This is a genomic window from Syntrophus sp. (in: bacteria) (assembly GCF_040768185.1).
Taxonomy (GTDB): Bacteria; Desulfobacterota; Syntrophia; order Syntrophales; family Syntrophaceae; genus Syntrophus; species Syntrophus buswellii.
In genome coordinates this window covers 34,132-52,001 of the sequence record NZ_JAXGNC010000017.1, presented here as the reverse complement: position 1 = coordinate 52,001, position 17,870 = coordinate 34,132, and the positions used below count along the sequence as shown (strand labels likewise).

Genomic DNA, 17,870 nt, shown 5'->3' with positions numbered 1-17,870 from the left:
TCACGATGCTCAAGAACGGCATTCGCATCACCACGTTAACCTTATTGAGCACCTATGTGGACCCGCGAATTCTGCAAAGCCCCCTGCACAGAGAGGGCGGCATCCCCTTTTTTATTCTGGCGTTGCTTCTGATGGCGCCGATTCTTTACTTTTTGAGGGAAAAAGAGGAAAAAGTAAATCGCAAAGATTGACGGGTATGGATTATGAGTTATCATCTGGATATGTCATTCCGACATGAATTCTGATTTTTTGATCTTTTTTGCCGGTGCGCTCTTCTGCATCCTTCTGGCGGGATTTACTGTTTTTCAGAACTGGCGGGATTTTGTAACTCGGATCTTTGCTTTGGGCATGCTGCTGCTGGCGGCCGATTCGACATTATCCGCTTTAAGCCTGTTGACGGATTCCTCATTGACCGCGCTGCGACTGCAGCATCTCCGCATTGTTGCCGCGAGTTTCCTGCCGGGCATCTGGCTTGTGTTCAGTCTCTCTTTTGCCAGGAGCAACTACAAGATATTTCTCCAGGCCTGGAAATGGCCGATTCTCTGCGTTTTTATCCTGCCTGTCATCCTGCCTACCCTCTTCGGCGGCAAATTTTTTCAACAGCCGGTGCTATTTCTATCCAGTCAAGAAATATGGATTCTGCGGCTGGGATGGTCCGGCTATCTCTATCATATCCTGTCTCTTCTCGGCGCAGTGCTGGTCCTGATCAATCTGGAAAAGACCCTTCGGACATCCGTCGGCCATATCCGCTGGCAGATTAAATTTCTCATCCTGGGCCTGGGCAGCCTTTTTGGTGTCAGGATTTTTACCGACAGCCAGGCCATCCTGTATCATACACTGGACACGTCCCTGCTGGCCGTCAACGGCATTGCCCTTCTTGTGGCCTGCCCCTTGATGCTTTTTTCTCTCTACCGATCAAAAACGCTGGCCGTTCGTTTTTATCTCTCCCATTCCTTCCTTTACGCCTCCTTCACCCTTCTTTTCATCGGCCTCTACCTGATCGCCGTCGCCCTGATCGCAAAGGCGGCGCCTTTTCTTACCGGCAGACATACCGTTCCTTCCCAGGCATTCCTCATCTTTCTTCTTTTCCTGGGTCTGGCCATCTTCCTGTTTTCCGATCGGCTTCGGCGGCGCCTGAAAAGATTTGTCAGTCTGCACTTCAGTCGCCCCTTTTACGATTACCGGAAGGAATGGCAGACCTTTACCCACACGACAGGCTCTGTTCTGGATCTGGCCCCGTTATGCCAGGCCATTGCCGGAATGGTTTCCCGCACGCTGGACGTCCTGTCCGTCAGCCTCTGGGTAACCGATGAATCAGAGAAACGACTGGTTCTTTTGGGGTCGACAGCCTTGTCAAAAAGCGACATACCGGATGCGGAGTCCGCTGAAGAGGATCTTTTTCAACTGGCCAAGGCTATCAGGGAGGAAAAAATTCCCCTTGATTATGATTTCAGAAGGGATAAACAAAAAATCCTGGAGAATCTGCAAAACCGGGATCTCTGCTCGTCTTTGAAGATTGATTATGCCCTTCCGCTGGTTTCCGGAGATCAACTGGCCGGTTTGATGACCGTCGGTGAGCGCATCGGCCATGATCCCCTTTCCCTTGAAGATTTGGAGCTGCTCAGCACCCTTGCCGACCAGGCCGCCGGCAGTCTTCTGACTGTCAAACTTTCAGAGAAGATGAGAAAGGTTAAGGAGGAGGAAGCCTTCCGGACGATGTCCGCCTTTTTTATCCATGATCTTAAAAATCTGGCGTCAAAACTATCCCTGACCATGGAAAATCTTCCGGTCCATTTCGACAACGAGGAATTTAGAAACGATACGATACAGATGATGTCGCAAAGCGTTGACAAGATTAAAATCATGTGCAATCGTCTTTCGTCCCTCGGGGAAAAGATCGATCTTCAGAAGACCCAGGTGGATCTGAATGAGCTGGTGAAAACAACTCTCGCCGGGTTTAACGGCGCCTTGAAAGCGCGGGTGACTCAAGATCTGAAGCCGCTGCCGAACCTCGATGCCGATCCGGAACAGCTTCAGAAGGTTCTGGTCAATCTTCTGCTCAATGCCAATGATGCCGTTGCCTCTTCCAGCGACCCTCTTATCCAGGTTTCGTCGGGATTGCACGGGAACTGGATCGAAATTTGCTTCAGCGACAATGGTCAGGGGATGTCCAGGGAGTTTATTGAGAAGTCTCTGTTCCACCCTTTCAAGACCACCAAAAAAAGCGGCATGGGAATAGGACTCTTTCACAGTAAAATGATTGTCGAAGCTCATCGGGGAAGACTTGAAGCGGAAAGCATTGAAGGGGAAAAAACGACCTTCCGTATTCTGCTCCCCGTCACCGGCCTCTGAAAACCTCAGCAGGAGTTAAGTTTCGGAAATTCTAATGGAAAAAGACAAGCTTCTTATTGTTGAAGATGATGAAGATGTCCGCAAGCAGATGAAATGGGCGCTGAACAAGGATTATCAGGTGCTGCTGGCTGAAGACCGGTCAAGCGCCATGTCCCTGGTCAAACAGGAATCTCCTTCCGTCATCACCCTTGATCTCGGTCTCCCACCTTATCCGGCCGATACCCAGGAGGGCTTTGCCACGCTGTCGGAAATCCAGGAACATGCCAAGGCCAAAGTCATCGTCATCACCGGGCGTGTCGAAAAGGAACATGCCCTTCGCGCCATCGGCCTTGGCGCTTACGACTATTTTTACAAGCCCATCCAGATTGATGAACTCAAAGTCGTTCTGCAGCGCGCCTTCCATATTCATCGTCTTGAAGAAGAACAGCTCAATCTCCAGAAAAAACTTCAGAATGAAGATTCCTTTGAAGGAATGCTTGGGGCGAGTCCTCAGATTCAAGAGGTTTTCGCCGTCATCCGCAAGGTGGCCACAACGGATGTTTCCATTCTGATCACGGGAGAAAGCGGCACCGGCAAGGAGCTGGTCGCCCGGGCCATGCACCGGCTGAGTTCCCGAAAGGACGAACCCTTTGTCGTGATCAACTGCGGCGCGATCCCGGAAAATCTTCTGGAAAGCGAACTATTCGGCCATGAAAAAGGCGCCTTCACCGGCGCCCACATGCAGAAGAAGGGACGGGTCGAGGCAGCACAGGGCGGCACCCTGTTTCTTGATGAAATCGGTGAGCTGCCCATGGCCCTCCAGGTCAAGCTGCTTCGTTTTCTTCAGGAGCAGAAATTCGAGCGGGTCGGAGGCCGCAAACAGATCAGCATTGATGTCCGTGTCCTGGCGGCAACCAACCGCGATCTGAAGCAAAGGATGGAAGAAGGACGCTTTCGGGAGGATTTGTATCACCGGATCAGTGTAGTCACCATCGCTCTGCCGCCCCTTAGAGAACGCGAGGGCGATATCCTGCTCCTGGCGAATGCCTTTTTGCAGAAGTTTTCTCATGAACTCAATAAAAAGGTTTCGGGATTTTCACAGCCTGCCGTCAATGCGCTGCTGAGCCATTCCTGGACGGGAAACATCCGGGAGCTGGAAAATTCCATCAAGCGCGCCGTCATTATGGCCGAGGGAAGAAAGATATCACCCGCAGATCTGGAAATAAGCGGCAATCATAACGGCAATGGAAACCTGACCCTCAAAGAAGCTCGGGAGCAGATCGAAAGAGCTCTTATCATCGAAACCCTTGCCCTCTGCAAAGACAACATCACCAAGACCTCTGAAAAGCTTGGGATCAGCCGTCCCACGCTTTATGAATTGATGGATAAACTGGGGATTTCGAAAAAATAGCTCATTAAAATTAATTATGGCTATAGTAGGCGTTTACAATAAAAAAAGACAAGAAAGGCTAAATACCTGACCCTTCTTGTCTTTAATAGAAGCGTTCCTTTTAGCGTTTAATACTACGCATCATCCCTCTTGCGGCGAGCGAATGCCAATCCAATCAAACCTGCACCAAGAAGCGTCAAGGTAGTTGGCTCAGGAACATTTGTCACCGACTCAACCATCACCACCATGTCGTTATAATCCCAATCACTTCCTGTGCTAAGATCCTCAAATGCTAAGGCGTATTCATTGTTCGTCCACAGGCCTGGCGCCCATTGACCAATCTGAATAGTATCTACATTCTTGCCTTGGAACGCCAGCATATGATCTTCTCCGTTATTCAACAAATTATCAGAATAAAATGTCTCGCCGTTCCCTGTGGTAATGTAAAATCCAAAGCGATTAGCGGCAAAATTAACACCGCTATACTCACCTTTGACATATACTTGACCAATCGTGGTAATCCCCAAGGTTACCTGACTACCCGTTGTCGCCGCCCCAGAAAATAGCTCCACTTTCTTATTCGAGTTTGACATGTCATAGACGCCAAAACCATTTTGCGCTGCCAAACCAGCCACCTCGATAATCATTGTGGATAATGAACCACCACTTCCGGTGATGCTCCAGTATGAGTCATTAGCCATCCTATCCGTCTCCACATTAACAGAGCTTTTGCCTGCAATGGGACCTACAGTAATATTGTTTAAGATTTCCTGCAGTGTGGGACTGTCTGCCATTGCAGTACTGGACAGCATCATACAAGCAATTAATGCCATCATAAGAATCCCTAGTTTTTTCACCCTCGTCTCTCCTTCCTCAACTTATTTTTTTAAAACGTTAAACCCCACTTCTTTCGGTACAGAATGTACTGCCGGCATTCTGACTCAGTACCTTACGCGACTTGATGGGGCAAGCAATGTGCCAGGCAGAAAATAGGAAAGTTATTCTCATCATTGTCAACTGGCAACAGGTTAATATTGCTTAATATTTATAGCATTTTTAATTGGGTCGACAAATTCAGATCTCAAATTGTGTGATATCAATGATTCTTTACGATTGTAAAGTTACACAACACTATTTGGAATAATTTTAACCAGCGACTGAAGAATAATAATATATACAGTACATTATGACACACCTTTAGTCTTGTGTTTATTTGTAAGATATTCCGACAATAAAAACTGTGCTATTTCATGAGATGCAAGTTTAGCACAAAAGCTTGATAATCCATCCATTTCAGGAAACAAAAAATCTAGGAAGCCTGGTAACCATCCTTGTCCAGGAAATCGCGTATCGTCTGGTAGTCGGGCGACAGAATGGATTTTCCCCGGTTTTGTCGTTAGTGCAGATGATAAATGCCTATCCTTTAAGTCCTCGCTGGAAATAATCGGCAACTCCTCCTGTCCTTAAGGAGATGGTACCACAATTAAAGCTTCCAGGTGGCAGACTTGTCAATACTGACCGTCTCAGAGAACGGACAAGTGAGCTTACCACTGGTATCAGATCACGGTGAACGATGATGCAAAAACTAACTTGGTAACAGCATGTGCAAATCTGACTACCAATAAGTGGTCAGACCGCTATGAAAAGTGTAAATAAACATTACGTTTTTAAACAGAAGCAAGAACATCCATAAGTAATTAATATTTATATATTTATTTTTTATTGTGTCAGGTTAAACTTTTTTTGACACGTACAGTTTCTTTACACAATCAATTATCACGATAAGCCCTAAAAAATCATATCAATCAATCGAATCAATGACATATAATTCTGGCCCCAATCTTGATATCTGAACCGTAACAAATAAACAAGGAGGTTAGATAACGTGAAAAAAATATTATTTTGTGCGATTATTTTTACGTTAATTTGTGCAGGTACCGCAATCGCGAACCCAGTAACTGTAACCCAAATTACTTTTGGTTCGGGCAACTCGGCAAACGTAAACTTACCCAATGGCAGCGGCAATTATTATACAGAATACTATTTAACAACAAACGAATACGGTGTACTTGACGCGTTTTGCGTTGAAGCTGTGACCGCTGGGACGGGGTTGGCTGAGCTGCAGCCTGTCCCCCTTGATTTGAAAAATGCTGCTTGGGTGGCAGAACAATATTATAATGGCTGGTCATATGGTAAAGAGGAGACACAACTTATTATTTGGGAGAAATTATGGGGAACTAATTTTACGTATATTTCCGGTGCTTCTTTTGCCAATGCTGCAGCGCTTGAGGCAGTCGTCTCTGGATTAACCTTTGGCGAACCAAGCTCCAATGTATCCCTTGTTCATACTCCGCCGCCCAATGGTGGTGTTAATACTCAAGACTTCTTGGTGCACCGGTCTGTTCCTGAACCGAACGTTCTAATGCTCCTTGGTTTTGGATTGCTTGGATTGACAGGACTTAGAAAAAAGTTTCAAAAGTAACGGAAGTAAACACAATCGGTTTATTACAGAAATGCAGAGTCAGAATTGGCTCTGCATTTTTTATGAACAACCTGGCTCATCGAAAATCAGCCTGGAAGGTGTTTTTTTGGTAACCCCGACGTAAACCTCCCCCTGTAGCAACAGTTCGATAGTCCCCCTTGCCTCATTCTTTTTCTTCCCTCAAGAGAAAACCTTTTTTATTACCTTGTTCTTCCTCTTGTTCTTTTGATTCCTCTGTTTATTCTGATTCCTTTGGTTGCCATTATGCGTTGCTGAAGATCCTGGCATTGGGCAGCCGTCAAATCGAGGCAGGCAAAGTGGAATCCGCCGCCGCTGTGATCCAGCGTCCACCCCCGGTTTCTCAGGACACAGGCATAATGAGCAATATTAGAAATATAAGCATTAAATATTATTAAAATTTTTTACAATCGCGAAGTGGCAAAGACTTTTGCTTGACACTGGACACAAATCACCTATGATGCATAAAAATCCAGTTTTTTATGCATCATAGGTGATTTGTGTTAAGAGATATCATTCTTGTTCAAAAAAGAGAGCTGGGAAACCGTCTTCAGGAGTCCTATTTTGAGCGGAAGCTGTCCGTTTCTCTGGATCCGGAAGATGATCGGATCAAGGTCATCACGGGGCCGCGACGAGCTGGAAAATCGTTTTATGCCGTTCATCTGATTTCAAAGACCGGTTCCTTTGGTTATGTCAATTTTGATGATGAGCGATTGACCATCACCGGAGATTACGACGAAATCATCAGCGCCGTAAACACGGTCTACAATAATCCGCGTTATCTCCTGTTTGACGAAATACAGAATCTTCCCCGTTGGGAAATGTTTGTAAATCGCTTGCAAAGACAGGATTTTCGACTTCTCATTACCGGCAGCAACGCCAACCTGCTCAGTTCGGAGCTGGCCACACATCTCACAGGACGCCACGCCAACTATGTTCTGTTTCCATTTTCTTTCGGCGAGTACCTGTCGACCTTGAACAATCAGAGAACGGAGATTGAGAAAAGAGAAGCACTGGAGACTTACGCGGAACAGGGAGGGTATCCGGAACCTCTTCTCAAGAAGATCGACCGCCGCGACTACCTGCGCACGCTTCTGCATTCCACCCTGTACAAGGACATCGTCAAGAGGTTCAGAATTCGTTCGGTGCAGGGGATCGAAGACTTGACCCTTTATTTGATGTCGAACCTTGCCCGGGAGTGTTCCTTCAATGTCCTTTCCCGAGTGACGAGATGCCGCAGTGTTCATACCGTCGATCGTTATGTTCACCATCTGCTGGAAGCGTACCTTTTTTTCCTGATTCCCCGTTTCTCCTTCAAAGTAAAAGATCAGACGGGGCGCAACAAGAAAGTCTACTGCACCGACAACGGACTGGCCGTGTCGGCAGGTTTTAGCTTCAGCGAAGACCGGGGAGCGCTTTACGAAAATCTTGTGGCGATCGCCCTGAAAAAAGAAGAAATTGCCGGAAGAATTTCCCTGTTCTCCTGGAAAAGCTCCCAGAATGAGGAAGTGGATTTTGTCGTCAAAGAAGGTTTGCACATTTCACAGTTGATTCAGGTCTGCACGGACATTTCGCATCCGAAGACCCTGAAAAGAGAAATGCGGGCGCTGATCAAGGCTTCACAGGAATTGCATTGCGATGACCTTTTGCTTCTCAATGACACGGTCGACCGGATGGAAACCTTCAAATGGCAGGATGCCGAGCGTCCGATCCGCCTGATGCCGCTGTGGCAATGGCTTGAAAAATAGGATTCCCTTTTTTTGCCCATAGGCACGTGACCTGTTTATGGACAAAAAAAAGTCACACCACCTCATACCCCCGGCTCCTCAGAACATCCCCCAAAACCTCCCTTGCCCCCGCCTCCCCATGGACCAGCTTGATGGCCTTGGGCTTCTCCGGCATCGATTCCACCCACTCGACCAATTCCTTCTGGTCCGCATGGGCCGAATATCCTCCCAGCACGTGAATTTTTGCCCGGATGGAGCGGCGCTCCCCGTCCAGTTCCACATATCCCCCGGGCTTCCCGGCATATTCCTGAATATAACGCCCCGGCGTGCCGTGGGCCTGGTAGCCCACAAAGACGATGTCGTTTCTGGGGTCTTCGATGCCTTCCTTGAGATGATCCAAAATACGCCCGCCCGTGCACATGCCGCTTCCCGCGAGAATCACCATCGGCCCCTTCGATTCCAGGAGCCTTCGGTGGTCCTTGGAGTTGGTCACGGCATAGAGGCGATCGAAATTCAGGGGATGGTCGCCCCGCCTCAATTGGGCCTTCGCCTCCCGGTCCCAGTATGCGGAAAGGCTCGACGCGATCTTCGTCAATTCAAGTCCGAGGGGCGTATCCACCATGACCGGGATGCGCTGAAGTTTTGCCAGCTGGGGGAATTTCTCCTTCAGAACGTCGTCCGTGCGGAGCCGATTCAGCTCATAGAGCAGCTCCTGGACTCTTCCCAGGGCGAAAGCCGGGATGAAGACCTTGCCGCCGTCGGAAAAGGCCCGCACCAGGGCCTGACCCAGCCGTTCAACACGGTCCGAACGGCTCTCATGGAGACGGTTTCCGTAGGTGGATTCCATGACCAGCAGATCGCAGGCCGGCGCAGGGTCGGGATCGGGAAGAATGGGCGTGTTCTTTACACCCAGGTCGCCGGAAAACAGGATGGACGACCGCGGGCTTTCCGATTCCAGGAGGACAGAGGCGGAACCCAGGATGTGCCCCGCCCGGTGGAAGGTAAAGCGGAGGCCGTTCTTCAAGGCAAAGGGCTCCCCGTATTCAAAGCCCCAACTGATCGCTTCGATCCTGCGGACCGTTGCCGATGTCTCCTCTTCCCCCCAATCGGAAAAGCTCAGGGCGTCCCGGAGCATGGGAATCAGGAGGGCCTTGGTCGGGTGGGTGGCGAGGATCTCTCCGCGGAACCCCTTGCGAACAAGCTCCGGCAGCCGCCCGATATGGTCGATATGGGCGTGGGTCAGAAGGACGCAATGGATCTGCCCGGGGCTGACCGGCCAGTTTTCCATGGACAGACCCCGGTCCTCCCCCTGCACCATTCCGCAGTCGACAAGAAAATTCTGTCCGCCGGCCTGCACCAGATGGCATGAACCGGTGACACAGTGCTCCCCACCGAGATGGGTTAACTTGAAAGGCGTAAGCATTTTCCCTGAACCTCCTGGTCCTTTTTCTCTACCATTATCTTACAATCTAAGATCAAAAAAGACCTATTGTGCGAAATATTTCTAAAATTTATCTTGATTATAAATCATTTTAGAGTACAATATTTCACCTAAGTCATGGATCTTTTGAATGTAATCAACGAGAATTAAAACCCTGTCAGTAATTTGTCGTACGCGATATGTCAGGGTTTTTCCTTACAACAGCAAGTTTGGGACCGCGAGTCCCCCTGTTTCATTTAGCACGATGGCGCCGCAATCGATTGAAGGTCGCAACGGTCTGCTGCTGAATGACCGTCAGGTCCTTGCCATCTTTTCTACCTTTTTTAACCCGTCGCTTTGACTCTACCCAATCTCCTTGCCAGAAGCGGCATTATTTTTCAGAGTTATTTCAGATATGAGTATTTTACGGCATGAATATTGACTCAGGCATGTTTAATAACTGGTTTTTCCTGGAAACACACCCGTTATTTTGAATCGGAAGAACCCGACAGGGTCGACAGCTCCACCGGACGCCCCGTAAGGCCAAATTTCAATAAACCCCGAACAAGCGATGATAAAAAATTCCCGAATATCCAAGACAGCAGCTTCAGCCGACGCCTACTCCCTGTTGTGCCTGCGCGAACCCCTGCCGAATGCGCCGCGGGAGAACAGGCTTGAGCCGTTCAGCGGATCCGCGGCGCAACTATGCGTCACAGAGAACCCCGGCATACAGGTGCCGGAAAAGTTTTTTGATTGCATGCCCATCGGCTGCATGCTCATCGATGAGGCGGCGCGCATCCTCCAGATCAACCCGGCGGGTGCTGCCCTGCTGGGCAAAGGGGACAAAGATCTTCTCCCGGGGCAGTCCTTCCTCCGCTTCGTCTCCAGGGACTCTCAGCACAATTTTTTGACGCATTTAACGGCCTGCGCTGCAGATAAAACGAATCAGGGCATCGAAATCCGGCTGAAGATTCCCAAGGCGGCATCGGTTTTCCCGATCCGTCTCGATACGGCCTTCTATGAAACGTCAACCGGGAATGCCCCTCTTCTTCTCTCCGTTCTCACCGATCTTCGCGAACAGAAACAGTCGGAAGAGGCCCTGCAGCAGGAGCTGAAGAAGAATGTCTCCCAGCGGACGGCTGAACTGGCCAGCATCAACAAGGCGCTGCGGAGAAAAATCGCGGAACACCGGGAGACGCAGAAGAATATCTGCTCCGACCATGAGCAGCTCCGGGCGCTGACATCGGCCCTTATCACCACGGAGGAGCGCGAACGGCGCCGAATCGCCACGGAGCTTCACGATCACATCGGCCAGACCCTGGCGATCACGCGGATCAAGCTGGAAATGCTCCATGCCCTGGCTTCCTACAGCGGCTTCGCCGAAGCGCTTGAAGAGATACAGGGCTTCGTCAAGCAGGCCATCAAAGAAACCCGTTCCCTGATGACCAAGTTAAGCCCCCCGGTATTTCACGAACTGGGTTTGAACGCAGCGTTGGAATGGTTAATGCAATACTTTGCAGAACAACATAACCTCAGGATTATCTACAAGGGAAAAGATCATTCCGTATCCATTGATGAGGACCTTCAGATCTTTCTCCTGCAGGCGACCAGGGAACTTCTCATGAACGTTGTCAAGCATGCCGGGGTGGAAGAAGCGGAGCTCATCCTTAGAACGAACCGCAAGCAGATTAAAATTGAGGTTATCGACCACGGCGCCGGATTCGAAGTATCGAAAATCGGAACCCCCCTGGACTGGCGGGGAGGATTCGGCCTTTTCAGCATTCATGAACGGCTGAAGAATCTCGGCGGCCAGCTTCAGATCCGCTCCAAACGGGGGGAAGGAACGCATTTTACCCTCATTGCGCCCCATGGGACAAAAGAGGGTCGTTAAAGGGAGAGCTCAACATGGCAATCACCGTCATACTCGCCGATGATCACAAAATCATCAGGGACGGACTTAAAACGCTCATTGAATCCCAACCCGGGATGAAGGTCATTGCAGAGGCTGAAAACGGCAGGGAAACCATCAAACTGGCGAAGGAACTCAAGCCCAGCGTCGTGATCATGGACATTTCCATGCCGGATCTCAACGGCATCGATGCCACCAGGGAAATTGTGAACAGCATCCCCGGAGTCAAGGTCATTGCTCTCTCCATGCACTCGGATCGGCGGTTTGTTTCAGGCATGCTCTCCTCCGGCGCTTCCGGATACCTCTTGAAGGACTGCGCCTTCGAAGAGCTCGCCAAGGCCATCAAAACCGTCGTCTCCGACCATACCTACCTGAGCCCGATGATTTCAGACATCGTCGTTAAAAGCTACATCACCAAATCCAACTCCCAGGATGCGACCCAGGACAGCGCCCCGTCTTTGACGGCGCGGGAGCGCGAGATGCTGCAGCTCATGGCGGAGGGGATGACCGCCAAGGAAATTGCCTCCCATCTTTTTGTCAGCGTGAAGACCGTGGAGACTCATCGGCGGAACATCGCCCAGAAACTGAACATAAGCCGGTCGGCGGAATTGATCAAATACGCCATTCGTGAAGGCCTTGTAACCCTTTAAAAAGACGCCCTTCACATCTTTGTCTTTCCTGTTTTCCTCCGTTGCTGTATATTTCAAGCATATCCGATCAGCCGTCCACCAGTGATTTTATTGTGAGTATGGATACCCGGACCGTTTCCCCTTCCCCGCCGATTCTCGAGGCGTTCCATCTGCGGAAGAGCTATGGCTCTTTCACCGCCGTGGACGATGTGTCCTTCGCCGTTCCGGCCGGGCAATGCTTCGGCATCCTGGGGCCAAATGGCGCCGGCAAGACAACGGCCATCCGCATGCTCTACGGCTTTTCCCCCATGACCGGGGGCGCGCTGCGGATCTTCGGAATGGATGTGCGGGACAATCTGCGCTCCATCAAAGCCCGAATCGGCGTCTGCCAGCAGGAGAACAACCTGGACCCCGATCTGACGGTTTTTCAGAACATGGAGATCTTCGCCGGCTACTTCAATCTGCCCCGGCCGCTTGCCCGGGAGAGGGCCGAGAAGCTTCTCTCCTTTGTCGCGCTGAAGAACCGGCGGGATGACAAGGTGATGGAGCTTTCCGGAGGAATGATGCGCCGCCTGGTCCTTGCAAGGGCCTTGATCAACGACCCCGACCTTCTGATTCTCGATGAGCCCACAACGGGCCTCGATCCCCAGTCGCGGCACTCCGTCTGGCAGCAGCTGGAAGAGCTGAAAAAAGGCGGGCTGACCATTCTCCTCACCACTCACTACATGGACGAGGCCTCACGGCTGTGCGACCGGCTGATGATCATGGACAGGGGGCGCATCCTCGTGGAGGGAATCCCTTCAGATTTGATAAGGACCTACGTCGGGCATGACGTCATTGAAGTGGCCGAACCGGAGCCCGCACTCCTGGATTTCGTGGCAGAAAAGGGGTTGGCATACGAAAATCTCGGGCATCGCGTGATGATCTACGGAGAAAACAGGAATACGCTCTATCAGGAAATCTCTTCCCGCTGCAGCAACGACGGCTGCATTCTGCGCATGGCCACCCTGGAGGATGTCTTCCTGAAGCTGACGGGCAGAGAGCTGAGGGATTAAGCCCATGAGAGCCTGCAACATCACCCGGCGCTTCTGGAAAGTGTGGTATCGGAACCTCGTAGTCAACCGACAGAATTGGAAGGTGAGCTTTCTCCCTCCCCTGCTGGAGCCTCTTTTTTACCTCCTCGCCTTTGGAGTGGGCCTCAGCAGCCTCGTCGGCAGAATCGACTACGGCGGCTCGCAGGTGACCTATGTCCAGTTTATCGCCCCGGCGCTTCTGGCCATCAACATCATGAACAACGCATTCTTCGAAAATACCTACAGTTCCTATGTCCGAATGTACTACCAGAAAACGTTCGACGCCATGATGGCCACCCCGCTGACCCTTGAAGAGATCATCACCGGAGAAATTTTCTGGGGAGCGACGAAATCCTTTCTGGCCACCCTCATCATGCTTTCCGTCATCAGCCTCTTCGGCCTGGTCAGCTATCCTTCCGCCCTGCTGATCCTTCCCCTCTCCTTTCTCGGCGGCATCGCCTTCGGATCGCTGGGCATGGTTTTCACGGGCAAGGTCAAAACCATCGACCTCTTCAATCTCCCGATCTTTCTCTTCATTACCCCCATGTACCTCTTCAGCGGGACGTTTTTCCCCCTGGAGGCCCTGCCCTCGTGGGCCCGTCTTCTGGCCTACACCCTGCCCCTGACCCACCTGGTCGACATGACCCGCTCCCTCGGTGCCGGCCGATTGGACGCCTCCCTGCTCTGGGGGCTCCTCTATCTTTCCCTGTTCTGCGCCGTCTTTTTCCCTCTTGCCGTCACCGCCATGCACAAGCGGCTGATAGCATGAGCCGCGAACAGGCCCCGGCACACGTCAAAGGCCTCCACCGGGAAACGGCTATCGCCCGTAGGCCAGTTCGAAGGCGTCCTTGATCAGTTCAATGGAGGTTTTTTCCGGCCGCAGGAGGATGGCGACCACATCAAAGCGCACGCTGGCGGGATCCAGTCGACGGCTCTGGAGGTAGTAAAGGGAGATCTTGGAGATCCGCCGCTGCTTTCCGGGACCGACGGCAAGCTGGGGCAGGCCGTAGTTTTCGGAACGCCGGCTTTTTACTTCCACGAAGACAAGGGTATCGCCCTCCAGCGCGATCAGGTCGATTTCACCGAGGGGGCAGCGGTAATTCCGCTCCACGATGCGGTATCCGGCTGCTTCCAGGTAGGCCGCCGCCATGTCTTCGCCGATTTTTCCCGTTGAAAGATTCCCCATGGCCGCATCAGTCAAAAAGATCGGCGGTCTGCAGAAGGGGTTGTTTTGGAGGGGTTGTTTTGAACGATCTCCGGTGGATTTTGCAGGGACCGTGGGCAAGGATGGCCGCTCGATGCTCCTTCGTCCCGTAGCCCTTGTTTTTCAGGAAGTTGTACTGGGGAAACTGCCGGTGATAAATCTCCATGATCTGATCCCGCGAGACTTTGGCGATGATCGAAGCGGAGGCAATGGAGACACTCAGCGTGTCTCCTTTCACAATGGTCTTCTGGGAGATGTCGAGAGGAACGCGGTGAAGCCCGTCGACGAGAAGATAATCGGGCGGCAGGAAAAGGTCTTCCACCGCTTCCGCCATGGCCAGGAGGGTTGCCCGGAGGATGTTGATTTCATCGATCCGGTGGGGCTCAACCACGCCGACCCCCACGGCCAGGGCCTCTTTTTTGATCACCCCGTAAAGCCGCTCCCGTTTCTTCGCTGAGAGCCTCTTGGAATCCGTGATTTCTGAATGGCAATATCCAAGGGGAAGAATCACCGCAGCAGCGACAACCGGGCCTGCCAGAGGCCCCCTGCCCGCTTCATCAATTCCGGCAATGACCCGATAGCCGTTCTGATAAGCTTCCTGCTCGAAATGGTTCATCCCCGATGTTCAAGTTTTAGAAAAGGATCAGACTTTCCTCAGCTCTTTAATCCGCGCCTTTTTGCCCTGGAGTCCTCTCAGGTAATAGAGACGGGCCCTGCGCACGCGCCCGCGGGTGACCACATCGATCCGGTCGATCGAGGGGGAATGGATGAGAAACGTTTTCTCCACACCGATCCCATAGGAAATCTTTCTTACCGTAAAATTGGCGTTTGACAGACCGCCCTTTTTGCGGATGACGACCCCTTCAAAAGCCTGGATTCGCTGCTTCTGACCTTCAATAATGCGGACATAGACGCGGATCGTATCCCCGGGCCGAAAATCGGGAATATCTCCGCGCATCTGCTCTCTTTCCAACATATCGATTACTTCCATTAGGATCTTTCCTCCTTGATTCTTATCCTTGTTTTTTCAATCTCCCTGCCCGTACGGACCCGGCGCCCGATTCGCATTCCGGCGCCTTGTTATCATTTTTGATCCTTCCCGTCCACATATTATCGTCCCCACAACCGGTCCAGCACAATGGAGACGGCGGAGCGCACGGAAAGGTGATTATAGTCCGAAACCCCTTTCACCGCCGCAAGGCGGTAATCGGCGCGATCCAGAACTTCCGCTGCGAGCCCCCACCCGGTGCCGAAAACGAGGGCATAAGCATCCTCTTCGCGCAACATCATGTCCCTGAGCGTTTCGCAGGAAAGGGCATTATTTGACAGACCGGCACCCGTAACCACCAGGCGGACCCTTTTTCCCGACCGGCGGGCCATGTCCTCCATAGCGTCGTCCAGGGCCGTCTTCACATCGACCCGCTGAAAGGCTTCCCGTCTCGAGGGATTGAACTCGGCCCCATAGCCTTCCTGCCAGTGGGCAAGAATCTTCTCCACCAGCCTGACCTGAGCCACCAGCGGCGTTACAATATAATAGCGCTGAACGCCATATGTCCTGGCGGCCCGCGCTATGTCATGCACATCCATGTTGGCGACGGCGGTTGTTACCACATCGCCGTTTTTATTGCAAACGGGGAAATGCAGGAGAACCAGGTAATAGGGAGGCGGATAGCCTGCCCTGGCCTCTCCGGTCAACGGTCGCCACCTTCCGGATCGCCCTGCATCACTTCACGGAGAAGCTTCCGGTCTTCCTCCGTCAGATCCAATTTTTCAATCAGGTCCGGTCTGCGCAGCCAGGTCCGCTTCAGCGCCTCTTTCCGGCGCCACGAAGTAATCAGCTTGTGATGACCCGACAGAAGGACTTCCGGGACGCCCCACCCCCGATATTCACTCGGCCGGGTGTATTGGGGATATTCCAAAAGTCCGAAAGAAAGAGAATCCGCCGACGCCGATTCGGCATTTCCCAGAACGCCGGGAACAAGGCGCGAAACGGCATCCACAAGGACCATGGCCGGCAGCTCTCCGCCGGTCAATACATAATCCCCGATGGAGATTTCCCGGTTGGCGAGCTTCGTCCGGATCCTCTCATCGACCCCTTCATAGTGCCCGCAGAGAAGGACGATGCGGGAATGTGCCGAAAGCTCTTCCGCAACGCCTTGATTGAAGACCTGCCCCTGGGGGGTTAACAGGATGATCGGAACCGCTTCTCGATCCGCGCCGATCTCCCGGAGGGCTTTATCGACGGGCTCAACCTTCATCAACATTCCACCGCCGCCTCCGTAAGGGGCATCGTCCGTCATCCGGTGTCGGTCCTCCGTGTAGTCGCGGATATTGTGCAGGCGGATTTGAACCAGCCCCTTCTCCTGCGCCTTCTTCAGAAGGCTGGAGCCGAAGGGGGAATCAAACATCTCAGGAAAGGTGGAAAGAATATCGAACCGGATCACGGGACTCTTTCCTAAAGCCCTTTCAGCAGCCGCACGACCATTTCCTGCTTCTCAAGATCAATCTTCAGAATCACCTCTGAAATCGCAGGCAGAAGAATTTCCCGCTCCCCTCCGCTGCAGACGTAGACGTCGTTGCTTCCCGTAGCAAAGATGCTGTCGATGGAGCCCAGGCGGGTTCCCTCTTCCGTCAGAACGCTCAGGCCGATCAGATCACGCCAGTAATACTCGTCCGCCGCCAGCTGGGCATGCGCATCCTCCGGGATCAAAACCCGGCTTCCCACGAGATTCCGGGCGTCCTCGATGGTATTGACCGTTTCAAGCTCCAGGAAGAAAAAGGTCACGCGAGGTTCGATTCTTCTAACCGCATAGGTTGTAGCTTCGCCGTCCCCCCTGCCGATCAGGACCTCGCGCAGGGAGGAAAGGTCTTCCTCTGCGCCGGCATAGGATTTAACCTTCATGCGACCCTTCAAACCATGAACTTTTACAATTTTTCCAATTTCAAAGAACTTCATTAAAAAGTTACTCTATGATCTCCAGGACGGCCCGCTTGCGCAGCTTGGTCGAGGCCGCGCTCAGAATCGTTCTCATTGCCTTTGCGGTTCTGCCTTGTTTGCCGATCACCTTACCCAGGTCTTCCTTTGCCACTCGAAGTTCGATCACAGATGTCTGTTCACCGACAACCTCGGAAACCTCGACTGCATCGGTGTTGTCTACCAACGCTTGAGCAATGTACTTGATCAAATCTTTCATCGTCGTAACCTCCACGGAATCATCCTCAATAAAACCTTCTGTAGATATCGACTTTTTACGGCATCCCCTTCCAGCACAACGTTCTTTCTAACAGACAAATCGAAGCCGCGAGGGACGGAATCTTCCCGGCGGATCGCTTTTTCACCTTTCAAGGATTCAAAGATCCGTTTCGGCTGCTACGCCCCGACTTTGATCCCTTTTTTCTGAAGGAGCTGAGAAACCGTCAGCGTCGGTTTTGCTCCCTTGGAAAGCCACTCCTGGAGTCTGCTTTCCTGGATATTCACTTCGGCAGGATCCTTTCCCGGATCGTAATTGCCGACAATTTCCAGAAACCTTCCATCACGGGGGGATTCGGAATCAGATATCACAATTCTGTAAAACGGTTTCTTCTTTGCCCCCATACGCGCTAATCTTATTTTGACTGCCATTCTCTTTGCTAAATACCTCCCGATGATATAATTTTAGAATGATTATGCACTATTTTGTAACACAG

At 51.7% G+C, this 17,870-nt stretch carries 19 protein-coding genes; 9 read left to right on the top strand and 10 right to left on the bottom strand.

Features of this window, described 5'->3' with window-relative positions; all coding sequences use genetic code 11:
• The 3 genes from AB3175_RS13140 to prsR all read left to right on the top strand — a co-directional run.
• A partial coding sequence (locus AB3175_RS13140) for a hypothetical protein (RefSeq protein ID WP_367361401.1) occupies window positions 1–191 on the top strand: 191 nt, incomplete at its 5' end.
• Window positions 192–234: 43 nt separating this feature from the next.
• A complete protein-coding gene (gene prsK, locus AB3175_RS13135; RefSeq protein WP_367361400.1) occupies window positions 235–2,352 on the top strand; it encodes an XrtA/PEP-CTERM system histidine kinase PrsK in 2,118 nt (705 codons plus the stop codon).
• A 34-nt stretch (window positions 2,353–2,386) separates the two neighbouring features.
• Window positions 2,387–3,742, top strand: coding sequence for a PEP-CTERM-box response regulator transcription factor (prsR, locus tag AB3175_RS13130; protein WP_367361399.1), 1,356 nt, complete (start codon window positions 2,387–2,389; stop codon window positions 3,740–3,742).
• 113 nt (window positions 3,743–3,855) lie between these two features.
• Here the strand turns inward: prsR and AB3175_RS13125 are convergent, their stop codons facing one another.
• Window positions 3,856–4,578, bottom strand: a complete 723-nt coding sequence (locus AB3175_RS13125) for a DUF4114 domain-containing protein (protein ID WP_367361398.1) — start codon at window positions 4,576–4,578, stop codon at window positions 3,856–3,858.
• Between the two features lie 1,028 nt (window positions 4,579–5,606).
• Here AB3175_RS13125 and AB3175_RS13120 point away from each other — a divergent pair.
• A complete protein-coding gene (locus tag AB3175_RS13120; RefSeq protein ID WP_367361397.1) occupies window positions 5,607–6,203 on the top strand; it encodes a PEP-CTERM sorting domain-containing protein in 597 nt (198 codons plus the stop codon).
• A gap of 518 nt (window positions 6,204–6,721) precedes the next feature.
• On the top strand, window positions 6,722–7,969 hold the full coding sequence (locus tag AB3175_RS13115; RefSeq protein ID WP_367361396.1) for an ATP-binding protein: 1,248 nt from the start codon (window positions 6,722–6,724) through the stop codon (window positions 7,967–7,969).
• A 52-nt stretch (window positions 7,970–8,021) separates the two neighbouring features.
• Here the strand turns inward: AB3175_RS13115 and AB3175_RS13110 are convergent, their stop codons facing one another.
• Window positions 8,022–9,371, bottom strand: coding sequence for an MBL fold metallo-hydrolase (locus tag AB3175_RS13110; RefSeq protein WP_367361395.1), 1,350 nt, complete (start codon window positions 9,369–9,371; stop codon window positions 8,022–8,024).
• Window positions 9,372–9,939: 568 nt separating this feature from the next.
• On the opposite strand from AB3175_RS13110, the gene AB3175_RS13105 reads away from it, so the two are divergent.
• The 4 genes from AB3175_RS13105 (at window position 9,940) to AB3175_RS13090 (ending at window position 13,748) form a co-directional block, all read left to right on the top strand.
• A complete protein-coding gene (locus AB3175_RS13105) occupies window positions 9,940–11,259 on the top strand; it encodes a histidine kinase (RefSeq protein ID WP_367361394.1) in 1,320 nt (439 codons plus the stop codon).
• Window positions 11,260–11,273: 14 nt separating this feature from the next.
• Entirely contained in the window at window positions 11,274–11,927 is a 654-nt protein-coding gene (locus tag AB3175_RS13100; protein ID WP_367361393.1) for a response regulator, read from the top strand.
• A 98-nt stretch (window positions 11,928–12,025) separates the two neighbouring features.
• A complete protein-coding gene (locus AB3175_RS13095) occupies window positions 12,026–12,961 on the top strand; it encodes an ABC transporter ATP-binding protein (RefSeq protein WP_367361403.1) in 936 nt (311 codons plus the stop codon).
• A gap of 4 nt (window positions 12,962–12,965) precedes the next feature.
• The gene (locus AB3175_RS13090; RefSeq protein ID WP_367361392.1) at window positions 12,966–13,748 is read left to right on the top strand and encodes an ABC transporter permease; all 783 of its coding nucleotides are present in this window, start codon (window positions 12,966–12,968) and stop codon (window positions 13,746–13,748) included.
• A gap of 48 nt (window positions 13,749–13,796) precedes the next feature.
• On the opposite strand, the gene AB3175_RS13085 is transcribed toward AB3175_RS13090, so the two are convergent.
• From AB3175_RS13085 to rpsP, 8 genes are all read right to left on the bottom strand, one after another.
• A complete protein-coding gene (locus AB3175_RS13085) occupies window positions 13,797–14,165 on the bottom strand; it encodes a YraN family protein (protein ID WP_367361391.1) in 369 nt (122 codons plus the stop codon).
• A gap of 7 nt (window positions 14,166–14,172) precedes the next feature.
• The gene (locus tag AB3175_RS13080) at window positions 14,173–14,799 is read right to left on the bottom strand and encodes a ribonuclease HII (protein WP_367361390.1); all 627 of its coding nucleotides are present in this window, start codon (window positions 14,797–14,799) and stop codon (window positions 14,173–14,175) included.
• Between the two features lie 27 nt (window positions 14,800–14,826).
• Window positions 14,827–15,174 carry a 50S ribosomal protein L19 gene (gene rplS, locus AB3175_RS13075; protein WP_367361389.1) on the bottom strand — a complete coding sequence of 116 codons (348 nt, stop codon included), beginning with the start codon at window positions 15,172–15,174 and terminating at the stop codon, window positions 14,827–14,829.
• A 119-nt stretch (window positions 15,175–15,293) separates the two neighbouring features.
• Entirely contained in the window at window positions 15,294–15,878 is a 585-nt protein-coding gene (locus AB3175_RS13070; RefSeq protein WP_367361388.1) for an RNA methyltransferase, read from the bottom strand.
• On the bottom strand, window positions 15,875–16,627 hold the full coding sequence (trmD, locus tag AB3175_RS13065; RefSeq protein WP_367361387.1) for a tRNA (guanosine(37)-N1)-methyltransferase TrmD: 753 nt from the start codon (window positions 16,625–16,627) through the stop codon (window positions 15,875–15,877). The genes AB3175_RS13070 and trmD overlap by 4 nt, the downstream gene beginning before the upstream one ends.
• 11 nt (window positions 16,628–16,638) lie before the next feature.
• Window positions 16,639–17,139: a ribosome maturation factor RimM gene (gene rimM, locus AB3175_RS13060; RefSeq protein WP_367361386.1), complete on the bottom strand. Its 501-nt coding sequence runs from the start codon at window positions 17,137–17,139 to the stop codon at window positions 16,639–16,641.
• A gap of 7 nt (window positions 17,140–17,146) precedes the next feature.
• Window positions 17,147–17,377: a KH domain-containing protein gene (locus AB3175_RS13055; protein WP_041585032.1), complete on the bottom strand. Its 231-nt coding sequence runs from the start codon at window positions 17,375–17,377 to the stop codon at window positions 17,147–17,149.
• A 176-nt stretch (window positions 17,378–17,553) separates the two neighbouring features.
• Entirely contained in the window at window positions 17,554–17,805 is a 252-nt protein-coding gene (gene rpsP, locus AB3175_RS13050) for a 30S ribosomal protein S16 (RefSeq protein WP_367361385.1), read from the bottom strand.
• Window positions 17,806–17,870: the final 65 nt, after the last annotated feature.